We start from the raw sequence: 17,810 nt of genomic DNA, 5'->3' as shown, positions 1-17,810 counted from the left end.
GCGCCTTCATGATCGCGATGCTAGCCGCGCCGGCGGCATCCGCGCAGGGCTTTGCCGGGCTGGGTTCGGATGCGGAAGGCTTCGCAATGCCCGACCCGAAACGGCCGATCCTTTTTCCGCGCGACCATGCGCCGCATCCCGGCTATCGCGTCGAATGGTGGTATCTGACGGCACCGCTGATCTTCGATGACGGAACGCCGCTTGGCATCCAGTGGACGCTGTTCCGCTTCGCCCTTGATCCGCCGAACCTGCTTCAGGACAGCTCTGCGCGGCACGTGTGGATGGGACATGCCGCCGTCACGACGACCGAAACGCACCGCGTTGCCGAACGTTTCGCGCGTGGCGGAACCGGCCAGGCAGGTGCGACCGGGCAGCCGTTTTCGGCATGGATCGACGACTGGCGCATGTCGGGCCAAACGCCTGACGCAATCACGCTGAGCGCGGCGGGCACGGATTTTCGCTATGAACTGGGCCTGACCGCGACCGGGCCGCTTATCCGCCACGGTCGGGATGGCTATTCGGTCAAATCCGGCCTCGGTCAGGCGAGCTATTACTATTCGCAGCCCTTCTACAACGCCAGCGGCACAGTAGATCTGGGTGACGGGCCGCGCGCCGTATCGGGCCACGGCTGGCTGGACCGCGAATGGTCAAGCCAGCCTCTTGCGAAGGATCAGCAGGGCTGGGACTGGTTTTCGCTGGCGCTCGACGATGGGCGCAAGCTGATGGCGTTCCGCCTGCGCGGGCAGGAAGACTTCCGGTCTGGCACGCTGATCGGGGTGGACGGGCGCACGCGCACACTGACGAATGATGAGATCGCGGTGACGCCGGAACAGACCCATCGGGGGGTTCCGGTCGAATGGCGACTGCGCATCCCGGCTGCCGATCTCGACCTTCTCGTGTCGGCACTGAACCGCGATGCCTGGATGGAGACGCGCGTTTCTTATTGGGAGGGGCCGGTGACAGTGTCGGGCAGCGAGACGGGGCGCGGCTATCTCGAAATGACGGGTTATCGCTGGCAGCCGGAGTGACGCGATCACACGCCCCGCTCAGACCCCGAGGTAGCGGTCGGCGAGATCGGGCGTCAGCGCGCCGACATCACCCTGCCAGACACTTTCGCCGCGTTCCAGAATAACTGCATGATCGGCGACCGAGGCGATCTCGCGCAGCGACTTGTCAACCAGCAGGATCGACAGGCCCTGCGCTTTCAGCTCTCGGATGCCGGCCCAGATCTCTTGCCTGACGACAGGCGCAAGGCCTTCCGTGGCCTCATCCAGCACCAGAAGCCGCGGATTGGTCATCAGTGCGCGACCGATGGCCAGCATCTGCTGCTCTCCGCCTGACAGCGTGCGCGAAACCTGCCCCATGCGTTCGCCGAGCCGCGGAAAAAGCGCGCAGACACGCGTCATATCCCACGCGCCTGGCCGGGCGGCAGCGATCAGGTTCTCCGCCACAGTCAGCGGCGCGAAACAGCGCCGCCCCTCGGGAACAAGCCCGATGCCAAGGCGCGCCATGGCAGGCGCGCCAAGCGCCGCGCCGTTCTGCCCCGCAAACCGCAAATGCCCGCCGGTCAACGGCATCAGCCGGCTGATGCAGCGGATCGTCGTCGTCTTGCCCATGCCATTGCGGCCCATCAGCGCGACGACCTGACCCTCTGCCACGGCGAGCGACACACCGAACAGCGCCTGCACCGCCCCGTAAGACGCCGTGATGCCGTCCAGTTCCAGAAGCGCGCTCATGCGTCATCCCCCAGATAGGATCTGCGGACCTCGGGATCGCGGCGGATCTCGTCCACGCTGCCTGACGCGATGATGCGGCCATAGACAAGAACCGAGATGCGGTCGGCCAATGCGAAAACCGCATCCATGTCATGTTCAACCAGCAGGATCGGCGCCTCGGCCTTCAGCGCAGAGAGCATCGCCGTCACCTGACCCCCGCCTTCAGCACCCATCCCCGCCATGGGCTCATCCAGAAGGAAGGCGCGGGGCTTCAGCGCAAGCGCCATTGCGATTTCCAGCTTGCGGCGCTCTCCATGCGACAGCTCGGCGGCCCTTGCCTGCGCGCGTTCGTGCAGTCCCGCCTTCGCGATATGATGATCTGCCGGCGCCGTCAGCTTGGCATCGGACTGCGCCGGGCGCAGAACGCGGAAAACATGGCCCGACGCACCCGCCACAGCGAGCATCACGTTCTGGCGCACGGTAAAATCCGGGATCACCGACGAGACCTGAAAGCTGCGCGCCAGCCCCAGCCGCGCGCGCCCCGCCGCGTCGAGGATGTCAATCGCCCTGCCCTGAAACCGGATCGAGCCGCTATCCGGCCGAAGCTCTCCCGTGATCTGCTTTATCAGTGTCGATTTTCCGGCTCCGTTCGGGCCGATCAGCGCATGGATCTCTCCGCCGCGCAGGGTCAGGCTGACATCATCGGTCGCTTTCAGCGCGCCAAAGCTTTTTGACAGGCTCTCGATTTCCAGAACCGGTTCAGGCATGGCGCTTCCTTCCGCTGAGCATTCCGATCAGCCCGCCGGGCGCGAACAGAACGATCACAAGCAGCATCAGACCCAGCAGGGCCTGCCAATGTTCGCTGACCCCGCCCAGAAGATGTTCGAGCAGAATGAAAATCGCGGCCCCCGCGACCGGCCCGCACAATCTGCCGACACCGCCGAGGATCACGAAAACCATGATCTCACCCGACATATGCCATGACAGCATCGACGGGCTGACGAAGCGGTTCAGATCGGCATAAAGCGCGCCGGCCAGCCCCGTGATCATGCCGGACAGCACGAAAGCCGTCAGGCGGATCGCGTAGGGCCGGATGCCGGCCGCAGTGCTGCGCTGGCTGTTCTGGCGAACCGCCTGCAGGGCCAGCCCATAGCGCGATTGCGTAATGATTGCGGTCAGGATCAGTGCCAGCGCCAGCAGGGTTGCGCAAATCGCGAAATACTGGATCGGCGCAAACGTGTTCAGGCCGGGAAAGGTGTTGCGGACATAGAAGCTCAACCCGTCCTCGCCGCCGTAACGCGGCCAGCTGATCGCGAAATAGAAGATCATCTGCGCGAACGCGAGCGTGACCATAATGAAATAGACGCCCGACGTGCGCAGCGACAGCGCCCCGATCAGCAGCGCGGCAATCCCAGACGCGATCATGGCGACAGGCCATATGGCCAGCATGCTCGTGGTGCCGGCGAAGGACGCGACTAACGGCGCACCACTGGCCGCGTGACTGGCCAGAATGCCCGCCACATAGCCGCCTATGCCGAAAAACGCCGCATGCCCGAACGAGATCATCCCGCCATAGCCAAGGGCGAGGTTCAGCCCCACGCCAGCCAGGGCGAAAATCGCGGCTTTGGTCGCCAACGTGACCGTGAAGCCCTGCCCGGCGACATGTGCGACGACAGCGGTGACCACCAGCGCCGCGAAAATCGCCAGATTGATAAGCGCCTCACGGTCGAAAACCTGCCTCATGTCACGCCCTCGCCCCGAAAAGGCCCTGAGGGCGCAAGATCAGCACCACAGCCATGAGGATATAAATCAGCATCGAGGCCAGCGACGCGCCGATCGTATTTGCGCTCGACGCATCCATGAACCGCGCCAGCACGCCCGGCAACAGCGCCTTGCCAAGCGTGTCCGTCATGCCGACCAGCAGCGCCCCGATCAAAGCCCCCTTGATAGATCCGATCCCGCCGATCACGACAGTCACGAACGCGAGGATCAGCACAGGCTCGCCCATGCCGACCTGAACCGACTGGATGGACCCGACAAGCGCCCCGGCAAGCCCGGCCAGCGCCGCGCCCAGCGCGAAAACGATTGTGTAAAGACGCGAAATATCCACGCCGAGCGCCGCGATCATTTCGCGATCGGCTTCACCGGCACGGATGCGGATGCCAAGGCGTGTGCGCGTTATCATCAGCCAGAGGCCCACCGCGACAGCCCCGCCGACAAGGATGATGACCAGACGGAACAGCGGATATTGCAGCCCGCCCGGCAGCGTCACCGCGCCCGTAAGCGCAGGCGGAAGGCTGAGATAAAGCGGAAACGACCCGAACAGCCAGCGCGTGCCCTCGGAAAAGACGAGTATCAGCGCGAATGTCGCCAGCACCTGATCCAGATGGTCGCGCGAATACAGACGCCGTATGACCAGTATCTCGATCAGCGCACCTGCGGCTGCAGCGGCGATCAGGCTGGCCAGAAGCCCCAGCCAGAACCACCCCGTCGCAGCCGCGATCCATGCGCAGGCAAATGCGCCGACCATGTAAAGCGAGCCATGCGCCAGATTTATCAGCCCCATGACGCCGAAAACCAGCGTCAGCCCCGCCGCCATGAGAAACAGCATCATTCCGTATTGCAGACCGTTCAGCGCCTGCTCGGCCACCAGAAGCACCGGCAATCCTTCCGAGATTCATCAAACTCCGTTCCGGGCCGGTATTCCGACCGGCCCGGTCGCGGGGCGGTGCTACATCTTGCAATCGGCCGCGTAGGCATCGGCATGATCGGTCAGCACCGGCTCGACGATCTTGTTGGTCAGGACATCGCCTTCCTTGACCACCTCGCGGATGTAGAAATCCTGTATCGGATGCTGGTTCGGACCGAACGAGAATTTGCCGCGAACGCTGTCGAAATCAGCCTCGGCCAAGGCTGCGCGAAACGCGTCGGCATCCGTGATATCGGCCTTGGACATCGCTGACAGAAGCAGGTTCGCGGTATCATAGCCCTGCGCTGCATAGAGAGACGGCAGCCGGCCGTATTCGGTCTCGAAACCCTCGACGAAGGTGGCGTTGGCCGGATTGTCGAGGTCCTTCGACCAGTTCGCCCCGTTCATCACGCCAAGTGCCGCATCCCCGGCGGCAGGAAGAATGTCCTGGCTGAAGCTGAAGGCCGGGCCGATCAGCGGGATGTCCACACCGGATTCCGCATATTGCTTCATGAAGGCGATGCCCATGCCGCCGGGCAGGAAGAAGAAGACCGCATCCGCGCCGCTGTTGCGGATCTGGGCGATCTCGGCCGCGTAATCGGTCTGTCCGACCTGGGTATAGACCTCGTTGGTGATCTCGCCGTCATAGAAACGCTTGAAGCCAGTCAGGCTGTCCTGTCCCGCCGGATAGTTCGGCGCCATGATGAACACCTTTCCGATTCCGGCCTTCTTGGCATAGGCGCCAGCCGCTTCGTGCATATTGTCGTTCTGATACGAAACCGCGAAATATTTAGGGTCGCAGCCCGCCCCCGCCAGCGCCGAAGGCGCCGCATTCGTCGAGAGATAGAATTTGCCCTGAGCCGTCGCCGCCGGCACGACCGCCATGGCGAGGTTCGACCACACGATGCCGGTCAGCAGATCGACCTGATCTGACTGGATCATCTTGTCGGCGATCTGTACGGCAATATCCGGCTTCTGCTGGTCGTCTTCGACAAGCAGCTCGACCTCGGATGCGGCGTCGCCCGCCTGTTTCAGTGCCAGCATGAAGCCGTCGCGGGTGTCGATCCCCAGCCCCGCACCGCCGCCCGACAGCGTGGTAATCATGCCGACCTTGACCGGCGCGGCACCCGCTGCCCCGGCAAGCATCAGCGCTGCCACGGCAACCCCGAATTGCAGCCTTTTTCGTGCGTTCATGATTTTTCTCCCTGATCTTGTTTTATCTTATGGATCACAACTGTGCCGATTTACGCGCTGTCTTCAAGCAGTCGAAATCGTTGGATCTTGCCGCTTTCTGTCTTGGGCAGCTTGTCTGTAAAGACGATGCGGCGCGGATATTTATAGGGCGCGATGGCCGCTTTCACATGATCCTGCAGGATCTTCGCCATGGCCCGCCCCGTCTCGGCACCGTCGCGCATGACGACATGTGCCTCGACGATCTGGCCGCGTTCGGGACATGGCGCGCCCACCACGGCGCATTCCAGCACCTCGGGATGGGACAGAAGCGCGGCCTCGACCTCTGGCCCGGCGATGTTATAGCCCGAGGACAGGATGATCCCATCATTGCGTGCGGCGAAGTGGAAATAGCCTTCTTCATCCTGCAAGAATGTATCGCCGGTCAGGTTCCATCCATCCAGGACATATTCGCGCTGCTTCACCGGATCGGACATGTAGCGACACCCGACCGGGCCGCGAACCGCCAGCCGTCCCAGCTCGCCGCGCGGCAGTTCCGCGCCATCGGGTCCGATGACGCGCGCCTCATATCCCTGCAGCGGCCTGCCCGTGCATCCCGGCCGGGAATCGCCGAAGCGGTTGGAGATGAAGATATGCAGCATCTCGGTCGAGCCGATCCCGTCCAGAAGCGGCTTGCCGGTCTTTTCGACCCATTCCTGATAGACCGGCGCGGGCAAGGTTTCGCCGGCCGAAACCGCGGCGCGCAGGCTGGACAAGTCGGCACCTTCGTCCATTGCCTGCATCATGACACGATAGGCGGTGGGTGCGGTGAAGCAGATCGTCGCGCGATGCTTTTCGATTATCTCGATCATATTGGGCGGCGACGCGGTTTCCAGCAATGCCGCCGAAGCACCGAAGCGAAGCGGAAAGACGGCCAGCCCGCCAAGTCCGAAGGTGAAAGCAAGCGGCGGAGAGCCGACAAACACGTCGTCTGACTGAACGTTCAGCACCTCTGCCGCATAGGCATCGGCGATAATCAGCAGGTCGCGATGGAAATGCATCGTCGCCTTCGGCTCTCCCGTGGTTCCAGAGGTAAAGCCCAGAAGTGCAACATCGTCGCGACCTGTCTGCACGGCGTCATAGCGCACCGGCTTCGTCAGCGCGCAACGGTCCAGTTCGGCATCGTGATTGGCGGTGCCGTCAAATCCCACGACAGTTTCCAGAAAGCGGCTGTCCTTCGCGGCACGGGTGAGTTCGTCCATCAGACGGGTGTCGCAAAGCGCGTGACTGATCTCTGCCTTGTCGATAATCTTCGAAAGTTCTCCCGTGCGCAGCATCGGCATCGTATTGACCACCACCGCACCGGCTTTCGTCGCCGCCAGCCAGCAGGCCACCATCGCAGGATTGTTCGGAGATCGGATCAGCACGCGATTGCCGGGCTTCACGCCATAGTCCTCGGTCAGCGCATTGGCGATGCGGTTGGTCCAGTCCGTCAGCTCCTTATAGGTGCGGATGCGCCCATTCCCGATCAACGCCGTATGATCGCCGAACCCCTTGTCGACCATTCGATCCGACAGTTCGACCGCCGCATTCAGAAACTGCGGGTATTCGAACCTGCCAAGGCGAAGCTCCGGCCAGCAATCGGCAGGCGGCAGGTTATCGCGCGCGAAACTGTCGACATGGCCCGACGGGCCAAGCTGAGGCATATGCGTCATCTTCCTCCTCCTCGGCCGTTTGGCGGTTTTAGAACCGCGAAGGGCCACGCACGAGCCTGCCACATGCTTGAAATTTATCAAACCCAAAAATTTTGAATACGAATAATATTGACTGACGCGCAACCAGCAGTCGAAGCGCCGCGCAGCTTGACTCGAATCAGCGGCATGGCCCATGATGACTGCCGACCCGATTTAGCGTTATTTAAGTTTTACAAGGATCTGGACGCGCTGCGCCAGAAAAGGGGCTGTGAGTTATCGCACGCCCCTGAAGCGATTCTGCCCGCGCCAAAACCTCGCCGGGTGGATAGGTGCGCCGCCTTCGCGGTTGGGATTGCCGCAGCGGCGCACCGCCTCTTTCCGGCAGACGCGCGACATTCAGCCCCAGTCCGTCGGCACCAGCCCCTGCCCCAGACGCGCGCGCTGCAGCACGATTGAAACCGGACGGTCTTTCTTTTCCTCTGGCAGTGGTGGAAGCGGCTTCAGCCCATCAGTCATGCCCCGTCCCTCGGCAATGTTCGCGGCCATCCAGCGGGTCGCGATCGCGGTGGCGGCGCTGGTTCCCTGAAGCCTGACGCCCGATCCGCTTATCAGCCCGATCGAGGGAAGCCCCGGCCGGAACTGGCCCTGATCGGCCGCTGCGGCAAAAGCGGGCGATGCGCCCCAGGCGACAACCTTTCCATTGATGCGCTGCACGCCACCCGCCCCGCTATAGCGGCTCGGGATCGCGCTGTGCTGATCGAAACCTGCCACGCGGGTAACGGACGGGGCCGAGGAGATGCCGTTGAACAGGCCATATCCGCGCAGCATTCCAGGTTCATCGTCGTCCTGCCCCTGCTGATCCGCGCGGGGGCGGTCGGGCGCGATCAGGTGGCTTTGACGGCCACCGCTGCGCAGGACACCGGGATCGTCGTCGCGCTGCAGCCAGATGTTGACTGCCTCGTCAGCGCGCAGGAATGGCGCCTCGATCTGAATACGCCATTCGCCAGCCGGTGAACGTCGCCGCGCGCCATGCGCGTAACTCGTTGGGATCAGCGCCAGCATGACACGCCAGCGCTCACGGAAATGCCGGTCGACCGAGAGCTGGCCGACAATATCGCCGCCAATGGCCACATCGGCAAAATCGCGCGGATCGCCGCCCTCATGTTGGCCCGGCCGCAGTTCGATCACCGCCGGGCCGTCGGTCGCAAATCCCGGCGGCGGCGTGACCGTGACGCGGAAGCCCTTCGTGTTGAAACCCTGCGGCAACCAGATTTCAAGATAGCTTGAGGTCATGTCGTCCGGCGACAGCCACCAGCCGATCTCTTGGCGGTCATCGACCAGATCGTCGCGGGTGATCTGGGCGTGCATGCGCTTGGCGAAGTTATTCCCCATCGGCATATTCAGCGATGTCGCGGGCTGGATGGCCTTGCGCCGGCTGACCAGCTCATCAAAGGCGCGCTCCATCGTGGCGCCGCCATCATGTCGGTTCGCGCTCCAGCCATAGCTGAAATTCACGATCAGCGGCAGTTCCTTGGGACCGGGGGCATAATGCCCCGCGATCAGGCGCGCGCGGTGAAAGATATAGTGCAGCGCGCTGAGCATATACATCTCTTTGCCGAAGCCGGACGTGTCCCATGCGACGGTATTGGGAAGCTGCACCGCGATGATCGCGATATCCTCATCGACCTTTTGTCCCGGCAGGCATGGGTCATTTCCGGAACATATCCCGGCGATATGCGCGCCATGACTGGCCCTGCCGCGAAGATGCAGGCCAAGATCCGGCAGGGCAGAATCAAGCGCGCCCGCAGCAAGGTAAAGTGCCGCTTCGCTGAGATGATCCGCCCGCAGAGCGTCGATCTGCGTATTCATCAATTCGCGTCCGAACGGCACGGCAGAGCGCCCGGCCCCGGCTGCCCCCGATTGCAGCCAGCAATGACTGATCCGCGTCTTACCGTGCTGGTTCAGGAACGCGCGATGCGCAAACGGAATGCCGTCATCAATCACCCCGACGATCACCTTAGGCGGTCGCGATGGTTCGGCCCAGTCCGCCAGCCCGAGCGTTTCGTCATAGTCGCTGACCCAGCTTCGATCCGCGACCGGATAGTTAAGGCGATAGCGCGCGCGCAGACCGTCGCGCGCAGGCCCCGGCCCGGATTGTGTCAGGCTGATGCCGGGGGCCGGACCCTCGCCATCTGTCTCGGGCATTTCTTCCCCGTTGCGGTGAACGACGAAGGGCACGGCGGCAAGATCTTCGCCCAGCATATTCCACAGCGGCGGCAACGCGATGGCATTCGGCGGCCGCGCCGCTATTCCATCTGGCGACAAGCCGCCTTCGGCGAGCGCGGCGTAATAGCGATCTGGCCCGTCGGCGATGCTGGGAAAGGCAAAAGGCCGACCGAGATCGCGCGAAAAAATCCAGCGCTCATACGGTCCGGTATAATGCGGAAGATTGCGCGCGGCAGGTCCGCGATCTCGCTCAGCCATCATCAGCCCCCTTGTGGTGCGGGGCCCTGCCGCTCTGCGACTGCGCGCGACCAAAGCCAGCCGAAAGCAGGGCCCGCATCCGCGGCCTCTCCCTCGGCGGCATAGGTCAGGCCACGTTCCGCAGCGCGCGCCTCGTCACTGAAATCGAGGTGGAAGAAGTCATGATCGGCAGCGATATATGTTGCCTCGCGGATCGCTGTCTGCTGGCCGCAACGGTTCAGCACGGCTTTGCCGACCGCCGAGCCAAGCGTCGCACCGCACCAGCTGTCGATGGGATAATGCACGCCCGCGACTGTGCGGTTCACGGCCACACGCTCTGCCAGGCCATAGATCAGCGCGCGCCGTGCGGCTTCATCGGCAAGCGAGCCCCAGCTTTTGACAAGATGATCCAGCACGGTCGCAACCGCATAGGCTTCGGTCGCGTGGGCCGACGGAAACGCAGGGTGGCCGGGTGTCGGCAGCATCGGCTGAACCCGTGCATCTATCTGATCGGGCCGCCTGACCGCGAGCGCGGCCTTGGCGACCATGGCGACATGCGCAGCCACAACCTGCGTCGCGGTAATCAGTTCGAACGTGTGCTTGTGCTGCCCGGAATGCAGCCCAAGAAGCATCGCGAAATAGGGCGTCGGAAAGCCAAGCTGCGACACGATCTCGGTGCCTCTCTCTTCGCGCAGGGCGGCATAGTCGCGGACATAGCGGCACTGGTCCTCGATAACCTGCGATGACGGCCGGTGCAGGACCGCGAGGGGCGCGCCGTCGAAGGACAGACTGACGCGATCAGGCGCCGCACCCGGAACCTGCCATGCCAGCCCGCGCATGAATTCCGACAGATAGAGCGAGCCGCGCACCCAGACCGCCCAGCCAGACATGTTCGCGGGATCGTTCATTTGCAGCACATCGCTTGCAGGCGGGGGCGCTATTCCGGCCAGATGGCCCAATGCCTCGGACGTGGTCAGAAGACCCATCGTCGTTGCTGCGTCATAGGACCCGGTATCACCCTGCCCCAGAAACCCGCCAAGGCCGGTGAAATTCGCAAGCCCGCCGAAGCCGCCGAAACCTCCGAAGCCACCAAACCCACCGAAGCCGCCAAATCCGCCTGATGCCGACATGATACCGTTCCTTTCTCTGTTTACAGAACACCCGCGGCCTTCAATGCCTCGATCACATTTCGGCCGGTCGCCGAGGATGCCGCCGGATGATCGCGTTGATAGTTTTCAAGCCGGAATTCCGGGAAGCGGCGCATCATGTCGCTGGCGGCCTTCCGGCTGCCTTCGATATCCCCGGTGAAATGAAGCGCCGCGATGCGGGTGCGCAATGTGGACAAGTGCCGCTCATTCGCCATCAGCGACCGGTCGGCCAGTTCCAGCGCCCGCGCGTAATCGCACGCAGCCAGATGGGCCGAGGCCGACAGGCTGTCGTAGTAATATCCGAAAGGATCGATCGGAGAGAGATGGCGCGCCCTGTCCGTTGCGCGGATCGCCGCGCCGCCATCATCCTGAAATGCCATCAGCGTTCCGCGCAGCAACCAGGACAGGCTTTCATTCGGATTGATGTCCAGCGCCGCGTTATATCGCGCCTCGCCGCGCCCGAGATCACGCAGCAGATTGACATGCACGAAGCCGTTTATGGTCAGCCCGAAGCTTGAATTCGGGTCCAGATCAAGCGCGCGCCGCGTGCTGTCCAGGGCAAGCTGGGTATCGCGGCTAATATCGGTGGTATAGTTCTTGAAGACATTCAGCACGTGCCATTTGCCCAGCCATGCGTGAATATCGGCCGAGTGCGGCATCCGCGCCGAAGCCTCGGTCAGCAGGTCATAAGAGCGCAGGAAGTCGCGCATGGGCGAGCGGTGCATCAACGAGACGCCAGCCAGCAGCAACTGGTGATCGGCAATCTCTCCGACGCGCCGATCGCTGGCATGCGCAACGGCAGCATCCGCAATGCTTCGCCCCGCCGAGACGACGACATTCACCAGTTTCTCGGGAAGGTCGTCAACAAAGCTCTGCTCGGGGCTGGTGATATGGCGGTTCCACAGGATCGCGCCGCTTCGGGTATCGACAAAATCGAAATCCATGACCAGATCGCCCTTCGCGTGGCGCATGGTCCCGGTAATCATGTAATCGACATCCAGCGTTTTGCGCACATCGGCAATGTCGATCATCCGCGTTGCCATTGCCCGCGCTGACAGATGCGAGATCACCGTGTAAAGCGACGAGCGCGAGAGCGAGCGGCATATCTCTTCGGCCACCCAGTCACCAAGCGTCCGCAACACAGCGTCGCCGCCCAGCACGGTCATCGGCAGCGCGGTGATCCGGGGTCGCGGTCGTGTATGATTTGACGCGTCCTGACAAAGCGCCAAGATGCGCGCGGGGTTACTGGAATGGCTTTCGCGCCAGCTGTCGAATCCCGGCGTGTGCACATTCAGATCGTCAAGAAAGACACCGCGTCGCGCATCGCCCACCATCCGGACATGATCCAGCACAAGTTCGACATCGGTGCTGGTGGTGTGAAACAGGCGGTCGAAATCATCGCCAAGCAGCTTTCGAAGATCAGACAGCGCCCGCCTGAGATTCTGGTGCCCGCTGTCATAACCAGCATCGCCCCAAAGCGTATTCTGCAGGAAGCTCCGCGAACGGCGGCCAAGCGGTGCCGTCGCCAGCAACACGATCAGCGCGCGATGCTTCGCGCCACGCACCTCGACACCCCCCTCGCCCGCGATTTTCACGGCGCAGGTTCCGAACATGGATATTTCCATTTGACAGGACATTACGGGGCGGCCCTCAACAAAGGTTAAGAAAGCTTACGCCACTCAAATCATTACGCAAAGCTGCTCACACCTTATTCACACCGGGTGTCGGGAGGATTTGCGGGAAACTGGGGCAATCGACCTCTAACGGAAGGACCACGACATGAGTGGCGCAGAATCGCACCTTAACATCAGGTCCATAAATGACTTCTATGAACGCTGGCCGAACCTGCGCGAACACCCGCTTCAGCTTCTGGAAAACGATCAGCTTCCGGCCGATCTGCGCATGGTGCTGAACTGGATGGTGGTCGTGATCGACCGTGTCGGCCCGGCGGATCTGGACAGATCGAGCCCTGACGACTTTCCGAATCGCTAGAATACTTTGGGATTTCCGCGCAATGCGCGAATGTTCGGGGGAGCCGCGCGATGGGATCTGCCTTGAATGGCCGGTAATTGGCCTGCCCATCGCGCGGTGCCCGACGACGAAATTTTTCTGGTACTCAAAACCACCGGGATCACCTTTGCCCGAACCCGATAGCTAAAGCTTACGTCAGGTCGCCGAGGAGTGTGCGTGAAACTGCCGTGAAAATTTCGGGCGTCAGATTTTCACCGGCCCCACAGCTGATCGACAACCTGATCTTTGCCCGAAGCGACCCAGTTCGGCTGCACGTAAACCACGTCATCGCGCGCGACAAGCTCGGCTGCAATCGCGGACAACTCGCGATCCACCTCCTCCTCGGCGCCTGCTGACAGAAGCGCATCATAACTGAGACGGTAGATCAGCGCGCCGCCCGGCCTGATATCCGGCGCCCCCTGAAGGCCCAGCATATCTGCATCGCGAAACGGAAGCAGCGGCGGGGTATCGCCGGATGTTCCGCGCAGTTTCACAATGATCTCGCCGGACACCTGTGTGCTTCCCGCCGGAATCGGCAGCAGCTTCGACGCCGCTTGCTGCACCCCATCAGCGGGTGCTGGCTGCGCTTGCGCGACATCCGACACTGTCCAAAGCGTCAGAACGGCGGCCAAAGCCGCCGTTCGACAAACATCAGGAGGAACAGACATGACGAAAACCTGCCCGAATTCACTTGCCACTGTGAACTCTTGGAAAACGGTAACTCGTTAACTGGCTCGGCTTTGAAAGATTTCGCCTGCCTGTTTTCATTAAGCCACATCGCGTCACGATCCGCCTGTGAGTTCGGTGTGAAATTCGCGGATGACCCGCCAGGCTCCACGGCAGGGCAGATTGCCGCCGATGCCGAAACCGGGCAAGCATGTGCCGCATGCGGGTTCCACATGGACATCAACTGCAGGAGAGCATCACCGAATGAGCCGTATCTTCGTGGAAAACCAGCTGGCGCGGCGCATATTTCTGGACCGCCACCTGCTGCTGCGCCCCGGACCGGGAACCGGCAAGGGCCGCGACCTAGAGGAGGTTCTTCATCGTCTGGGCTTTGTTCAGGTGGACAGCGTTAACACGCTTGCACGGGCGCATGACCTGATCCTCTGGTCACGCCGTGGCCGCTATCGCCCGCAGGCGCTAGACCGGCTGATCGCGCGCGACCGAAAGGCTTTCGAACACTGGACCCATGATGCCGCGGTCATCCCGATGGAGTTCTATCCGATGTGGCGAGTGAAATTCGCGAGGGATGAGGCGCGGATGCGCCAGCGCTGGCCACAATGGCAAGGCGAAGCCTGGCATGCCGAGATCAAGAACGTGCTGCGCCATATTTCGGACAACGGTCCCGCAGGCTCGATCGAGCTGCGCGGCGATCAGCCCAAGGGATCGTCGGGCTGGTGGGATTGGCACCCATCAAAAGCGGCACTCGAATTCCTCTGGCGGTCGGGTCGTCTTGCGATCTGCCATCGCGAGGGCTTTCGCAAATTCTATGACCTTTCCGAGCGCGTTATCCCGGACCACCAGCGTCTTGCCCGTCCTGACGAGGTCGAGATCATCGACTGGGCAATGCGCGCAGCGCTTGAGCGGCTGGGATTCGGGACCAGCGGCGAACTCGCCGCGTTCTTCGAGATCGTCACCCGCGACGAAGCGCGCGAGTGGTGCGCAACGGCGCTCGCGTCAGGCCGGATCGTCGAGGCAGATATCGAACTGGCCAATGGCGCGCGACGTCGCAGCTTCACCACGCCTGATATTCTGGACGGCGCGACGTCTCTGCCAGCGCCAGATGCGCGCGTCCGGCTGCTTTCGCCCTTCGATCCGGCACTTCGCGACCGCGCCCGCGCCGAACGGCTTTTCGGTTTCAGCTACCGGATCGAGATTTTCGTGCCCGAGGAACAGCGCCGCTTCGGCTACTATGTCTTTCCGGTGATGCAGGGCGACCGGATGATCGGCAGGATGGACGTGAAGCGAACGGGTAAACTGCTGAATACAAGCGCCTTCTGGCCAGAGAAGGGTGTTCGAATGGGCAAGGCGCGCAGCGCCGGTCTGCAATCCGAACTGGCCCGCGTCGCGACACTTGCAGGGGTGGATTCTATGGAATTCGAACCCGGCTGGCTGCGAAGCTGAGCGCCGAAGATAGCCCCGGCGCACGCATCGCGATGCTGCACTGCGGAATGCTGCTTCGTCAGTCTTGGCTTGGGCCCACGATCCACACCAGTTCTCCCTCATATTCAGGGTGAAGCGGATCCGGCTACGCGCTCAATGTCAGGGGATTGCGCTATGTGCGCTTCCCGACGTCTGGTCGATACCGAGAACTGCACGGTCGCCAAAGCTGGAAGAGCGAACGACGCTCTGGAGCGGCAGAAACTCTTTTTGATCGAAAAGGCCACGAGAGAGCTTCCGAGCTGGCAAGCCAGGGGGATGGTTTGGAACGCTCCGCTTTCCATCAAGACATTGCAATATTTACAATAATTTCAATAATTCAGAGCAGCAGACAATGCTCAGACCAGCCTCGCAGAGCCTCTGAGATACCGCCGAAACAATGGGTATGGAACTATAAGAACTGACTTTCCCTTCAAGGTTTCAGGGATTTTACAGGTCTGAATGGTGAAATGGTGCTGCCGGAGAGATTTGAACTCTCGACCTCTCCCTTACCAAGGGAGTGCTCTACCCCTGAGCTACGGCAGCGCCTGCGATCTTCTGACCGTGGGGGGCGATGTAGACGAGGGGCGCGCGCTTCGCAAGAGGGTTTCGCAAGTTTTTCGGGCGCGCGAATGGCCGCCGGATTCCTGCCGGTTGCTGCCCCGGAAGCGCGACGCTCGCGGCCCCCGAGACATGACGATAACCAAGCTGTTTGCCGATCTGCACCTGGGCAATACGGCTGAAACGAAAGCGCCGCAGACCGGCAGGTCCGCGGCGCTCGCTTGCAATTTCCAGTCGCGATCAGTCGCGGACTTCTGCCGCATCGACACCCCAGATCGCGCTTTTGGGCACCCAGCCTTTCGCGCCACCGCCAGAGATGCGGCACCAGTCCGGCTCGCATTCGCCAAGCCGGACAATCGCCCCGCCCTCTGCCATCGCGATCACGCCAGCATTCAGGTCCGGTCGCGCGCGAAGCTCGACCATGTCCGCTTGCACGATGGCGGTGCGGACGCCTGACAGCAGGCGATAATGAACCCAGCCGCCAGCCCCGTCACGATCCTCGACCCGGCGCCAGTGGCCGAACTCTCCGACGACGCGCAGCGGCATACCCGCATGACGGAAGACCCAGTCGATACGATGCGAAAGCGATGGGCCGCGCCGTGCATTCCCTTCATCGCCCTTCAGCGAAACGAAGCGCGGAAGCGGCAATCTTGTGACCGGGCCGCGCGCGACCTCCGCGACCGGCGCGGCAGGCTGAACGGCGGCCAGCTGCGTCGGGCGGGCCGCCGGGCGCGGGCTCTCGGCAAGCGCTGCCTGAACCGGCGCGGCGGGCGGCGCCGCATCGCTGCTGGCAGTCGCTGCCGGCGATGTCATCGCTGCCGCATTCTCGGGCGTGGCACCGTCATCATTGCTTAGCGCATGCGCCGGCGCGAAGACCGCGAATGCGATTGCAACTGCGCCTGCCCCAAGAACTGTCCTGGCAGGCCAGCCGATGCCGCGCCAGATCGCGCCGAGATCGGTTCGCTCGCCACCATGTACGAATCTGTTCCGCTTCGCCGTGCCAATCGCACGACGCAGTGACGGAGAGATATGTGCCATCTGCTCTACCTGCCCTCGATAGCGGTCGTTGCCGCCGTTTTGTTCCGCGACTTGCGCCGCCTGCCTCTGCCGCGACGTTGCGCGGCTTTCGGGGTCTTGTGCCTGTGCCCCTATCAGGTGCAATTTGCCCCAAGGCGCGGCGACTTGAAAGGGAGGAAGCGTTCATGACTACCGATTCCCGACTTCGTGTGGCCGTTACGCGACGCCTGCCCGATCCTGTGCAGGATCGTATGGCTGCGCTTTTCGACGTGACGCTGAACGAGGACGACCATCGCTTTACCCGCGCCGAACTGTTGGAAGCGATGCGCGACAGCGATGTTATCGTGCCCACCCTGTCCGACCGGATCGACGCCGATCTGCTGGCCGAGGCCGGGGACAGATTGAAGCTGATCGCGAATTACGGCGCGGGCGTCGATCACATCAGCCTGGGCGCGGCGCATGAGCGCGGGATTTCCGTGACCAACACGCCGGGCGTTCTGACAGAGGATACTGCCGATATGGCGATGGCGCTTATCATCGGTGTAACCAGACGACTGGCCGAGGGCGTCGCGGTGATGCAGTCGGGTATGTGGGATGGCTGGTCGCCAACGGCCTTTCTGGGCGGGCGCATTGGCGGACGCAAGCTGGGCATTGTCGGGATGGGCCGTATCGGACAGGCGATCGCGCATCGCGCCCGCGCCTTCGGGATGGAAGTGCATTATCACAGCCGGACGCGCCTGAGCCCAGACATTGAACAGGCCCTGTCGGCAAAATGGTGGGAGAGCCTGGACTGGATGATGGGGCAGATGGATATCATCAGCGTCAACGCCGCGCACACCCCAGCGACCTTCCATCTGCTGTCGGCCCGCCGCCTCAAGCTGCTGAAGCCGAGCGCGGTGGTCATCAACACATCGCGTGGCGAAGTGATCGACGAGAATGCCCTGACACGGATGTTGCGCGCGGGCGAAATCGCCGGCGCCGGCCTGGACGTGTATGAACACGGACAAGAAGCCAATCCCAGGCTGCGAAACCTGCCGAATGTCATGCTTTTGCCGCATATGGGCAGCGCAACGCTGGAAGGCCGGATCGAGATGGGCGAAAAGGTCATCGACAATATCGAGAGTTTCAGCCGTGACGAGCGGCCCGCCGACCTTGTGCTTCCCGACATGCTGTGACGCGCCTGTTGCACCTTATCGGCGCC

At 62.6% G+C, this 17,810-nt stretch carries 15 protein-coding genes and 1 tRNA gene; 4 read left to right on the top strand and 12 right to left on the bottom strand.

Features of this window, described 5'->3' with window-relative positions:
• The first annotated feature begins 8 nt into the window (after nucleotides 1–8).
• On the top strand, nucleotides 9–1,028 hold the full coding sequence (locus FQV27_RS12450; protein ID WP_147099015.1) for a lipocalin-like domain-containing protein: 1,020 nt from the start codon (nucleotides 9–11) through the stop codon (nucleotides 1,026–1,028).
• An 18-nt stretch (nucleotides 1,029–1,046) separates the two neighbouring features.
• Here FQV27_RS12450 and FQV27_RS12445 read toward each other — a convergent pair whose 3' ends face one another.
• The 9 genes from FQV27_RS12445 to FQV27_RS12405 form a co-directional block, all read right to left on the bottom strand.
• A complete protein-coding gene (locus tag FQV27_RS12445; RefSeq protein ID WP_147098941.1) occupies nucleotides 1,047–1,736 on the bottom strand; it encodes an ABC transporter ATP-binding protein in 690 nt (229 codons plus the stop codon).
• Nucleotides 1,733–2,482, bottom strand: a complete 750-nt coding sequence (locus FQV27_RS12440; RefSeq protein WP_147098939.1) for an ABC transporter ATP-binding protein — start codon at nucleotides 2,480–2,482, stop codon at nucleotides 1,733–1,735. Before FQV27_RS12440 ends, FQV27_RS12445 begins: the two co-directional genes overlap by 4 nt.
• Entirely contained in the window at nucleotides 2,475–3,458 is a 984-nt protein-coding gene (locus FQV27_RS12435) for a branched-chain amino acid ABC transporter permease (protein WP_147098937.1), read from the bottom strand. The genes FQV27_RS12440 and FQV27_RS12435 overlap by 8 nt, the downstream gene beginning before the upstream one ends.
• Before the next feature lies 1 nt (nucleotide 3,459).
• Nucleotides 3,460–4,380: a branched-chain amino acid ABC transporter permease gene (locus tag FQV27_RS12430; RefSeq protein WP_147098935.1), complete on the bottom strand. Its 921-nt coding sequence runs from the start codon at nucleotides 4,378–4,380 to the stop codon at nucleotides 3,460–3,462.
• Between the two features lie 66 nt (nucleotides 4,381–4,446).
• Nucleotides 4,447–5,598, bottom strand: coding sequence for an ABC transporter substrate-binding protein (locus tag FQV27_RS12425; protein WP_147098931.1), 1,152 nt, complete (start codon nucleotides 5,596–5,598; stop codon nucleotides 4,447–4,449).
• A 50-nt stretch (nucleotides 5,599–5,648) separates the two neighbouring features.
• A complete protein-coding gene (locus FQV27_RS12420; protein WP_147098929.1) occupies nucleotides 5,649–7,289 on the bottom strand; it encodes an AMP-binding protein in 1,641 nt (546 codons plus the stop codon).
• A gap of 375 nt (nucleotides 7,290–7,664) precedes the next feature.
• Nucleotides 7,665–9,752 (bottom strand): S8/S53 family peptidase, encoded by a 2,088-nt coding sequence (locus tag FQV27_RS12415; protein WP_147098924.1) that lies wholly within the window; start codon nucleotides 9,750–9,752, stop codon nucleotides 7,665–7,667.
• A 2-nt stretch (nucleotides 9,753–9,754) separates the two neighbouring features.
• Entirely contained in the window at nucleotides 9,755–10,861 is a 1,107-nt protein-coding gene (locus FQV27_RS12410) for a phosphatase PAP2 family protein (protein ID WP_147098919.1), read from the bottom strand.
• Nucleotides 10,862–10,881: 20 nt separating this feature from the next.
• Nucleotides 10,882–12,492: a hypothetical protein gene (locus FQV27_RS12405; protein WP_222611696.1), complete on the bottom strand. Its 1,611-nt coding sequence runs from the start codon at nucleotides 12,490–12,492 to the stop codon at nucleotides 10,882–10,884.
• Between the two features lie 166 nt (nucleotides 12,493–12,658).
• Here FQV27_RS12405 and FQV27_RS12400 point away from each other — a divergent pair, with 166 nt between their 5' ends.
• Nucleotides 12,659–12,871: a hypothetical protein gene (locus FQV27_RS12400; RefSeq protein WP_147098914.1), complete on the top strand. Its 213-nt coding sequence runs from the start codon at nucleotides 12,659–12,661 to the stop codon at nucleotides 12,869–12,871.
• A gap of 230 nt (nucleotides 12,872–13,101) precedes the next feature.
• Here FQV27_RS12400 and FQV27_RS12395 read toward each other — a convergent pair whose 3' ends face one another.
• Nucleotides 13,102–13,587 (bottom strand): hypothetical protein, encoded by a 486-nt coding sequence (locus FQV27_RS12395; RefSeq protein WP_147098912.1) that lies wholly within the window; start codon nucleotides 13,585–13,587, stop codon nucleotides 13,102–13,104.
• A 232-nt stretch (nucleotides 13,588–13,819) separates the two neighbouring features.
• On the opposite strand from FQV27_RS12395, the gene FQV27_RS12390 reads away from it, so the two are divergent.
• Complete coding sequence (locus FQV27_RS12390; protein ID WP_147098910.1) at nucleotides 13,820–15,016, top strand: winged helix-turn-helix domain-containing protein; 1,197 nt, start codon at nucleotides 13,820–13,822, stop codon at nucleotides 15,014–15,016.
• A gap of 486 nt (nucleotides 15,017–15,502) precedes the next feature.
• Here FQV27_RS12390 and FQV27_RS12385 read toward each other — a convergent pair.
• Together FQV27_RS12385 and FQV27_RS12380 are read right to left on the bottom strand one after the other, a co-directional pair.
• A tRNA-Thr gene (locus tag FQV27_RS12385) sits at nucleotides 15,503–15,577 on the bottom strand.
• 255 nt (nucleotides 15,578–15,832) lie between these two features.
• On the bottom strand, nucleotides 15,833–16,405 hold the full coding sequence (locus tag FQV27_RS12380; protein ID WP_147099012.1) for an SH3 domain-containing protein: 573 nt from the start codon (nucleotides 16,403–16,405) through the stop codon (nucleotides 15,833–15,835).
• 389 nt (nucleotides 16,406–16,794) lie between these two features.
• Here FQV27_RS12380 and FQV27_RS12375 point away from each other — a divergent pair, with 389 nt between their 5' ends.
• On the top strand, nucleotides 16,795–17,784 hold the full coding sequence (locus FQV27_RS12375; RefSeq protein WP_147098907.1) for a 2-hydroxyacid dehydrogenase: 990 nt from the start codon (nucleotides 16,795–16,797) through the stop codon (nucleotides 17,782–17,784).
• Nucleotides 17,785–17,810 lie beyond the last annotated feature (26 nt).

It is taken from the genome of Paracoccus aurantiacus (genome assembly GCF_007993065.1).
Lineage (GTDB): Bacteria > Pseudomonadota > Alphaproteobacteria > Rhodobacterales > Rhodobacteraceae > Paracoccus > Paracoccus aurantiacus.
The sequence above is the reverse complement of the archived record's forward strand: the minus strand, read 5'-3'. Positions and strand labels throughout refer to the sequence as shown.

What these genes read in the sequence shown, in the direction of transcription:
- FQV27_RS12390 (WP_147098910.1), top strand. Translation starts at nt 13,820, where the DNA reads ATGAGCCGTATCTTCGTGGAAAACCAGCTGGCGCGGCGCATATTTCTG.
- FQV27_RS12415 (WP_147098924.1), bottom strand. Translation starts at nt 9,752, where the DNA reads ATGGCTGAGCGAGATCGCGGACCTGCCGCGCGCAATCTTCCGCATTAT.
- FQV27_RS12400 (WP_147098914.1), top strand. Translation starts at nt 12,659, where the DNA reads ATGAGTGGCGCAGAATCGCACCTTAACATCAGGTCCATAAATGACTTC.
- FQV27_RS12380 (WP_147099012.1), bottom strand. Translation starts at nt 16,405, where the DNA reads ATGACATCGCCGGCAGCGACTGCCAGCAGCGATGCGGCGCCGCCCGCC.
- FQV27_RS12410 (WP_147098919.1), bottom strand. Translation starts at nt 10,861, where the DNA reads ATGTCGGCATCAGGCGGATTTGGCGGCTTCGGTGGGTTTGGTGGCTTC.
- FQV27_RS12450 (WP_147099015.1), top strand. Translation starts at nt 9, where the DNA reads ATGATCGCGATGCTAGCCGCGCCGGCGGCATCCGCGCAGGGCTTTGCC.
- FQV27_RS12445 (WP_147098941.1), bottom strand. Translation starts at nt 1,736, where the DNA reads ATGAGCGCGCTTCTGGAACTGGACGGCATCACGGCGTCTTACGGGGCG.
- FQV27_RS12405 (WP_222611696.1), bottom strand. Translation starts at nt 12,492, where the DNA reads ATGTTCGGAACCTGCGCCGTGAAAATCGCGGGCGAGGGGGGTGTCGAG.
- FQV27_RS12440 (WP_147098939.1), bottom strand. Translation starts at nt 2,482, where the DNA reads ATGCCTGAACCGGTTCTGGAAATCGAGAGCCTGTCAAAAAGCTTTGGC.
- FQV27_RS12425 (WP_147098931.1), bottom strand. Translation starts at nt 5,598, where the DNA reads ATGAACGCACGAAAAAGGCTGCAATTCGGGGTTGCCGTGGCAGCGCTG.
- FQV27_RS12375 (WP_147098907.1), top strand. Translation starts at nt 16,795, where the DNA reads ATGACTACCGATTCCCGACTTCGTGTGGCCGTTACGCGACGCCTGCCC.
- FQV27_RS12420 (WP_147098929.1), bottom strand. Translation starts at nt 7,289, where the DNA reads ATGACGCATATGCCTCAGCTTGGCCCGTCGGGCCATGTCGACAGTTTC.
- FQV27_RS12435 (WP_147098937.1), bottom strand. Translation starts at nt 3,458, where the DNA reads ATGAGGCAGGTTTTCGACCGTGAGGCGCTTATCAATCTGGCGATTTTC.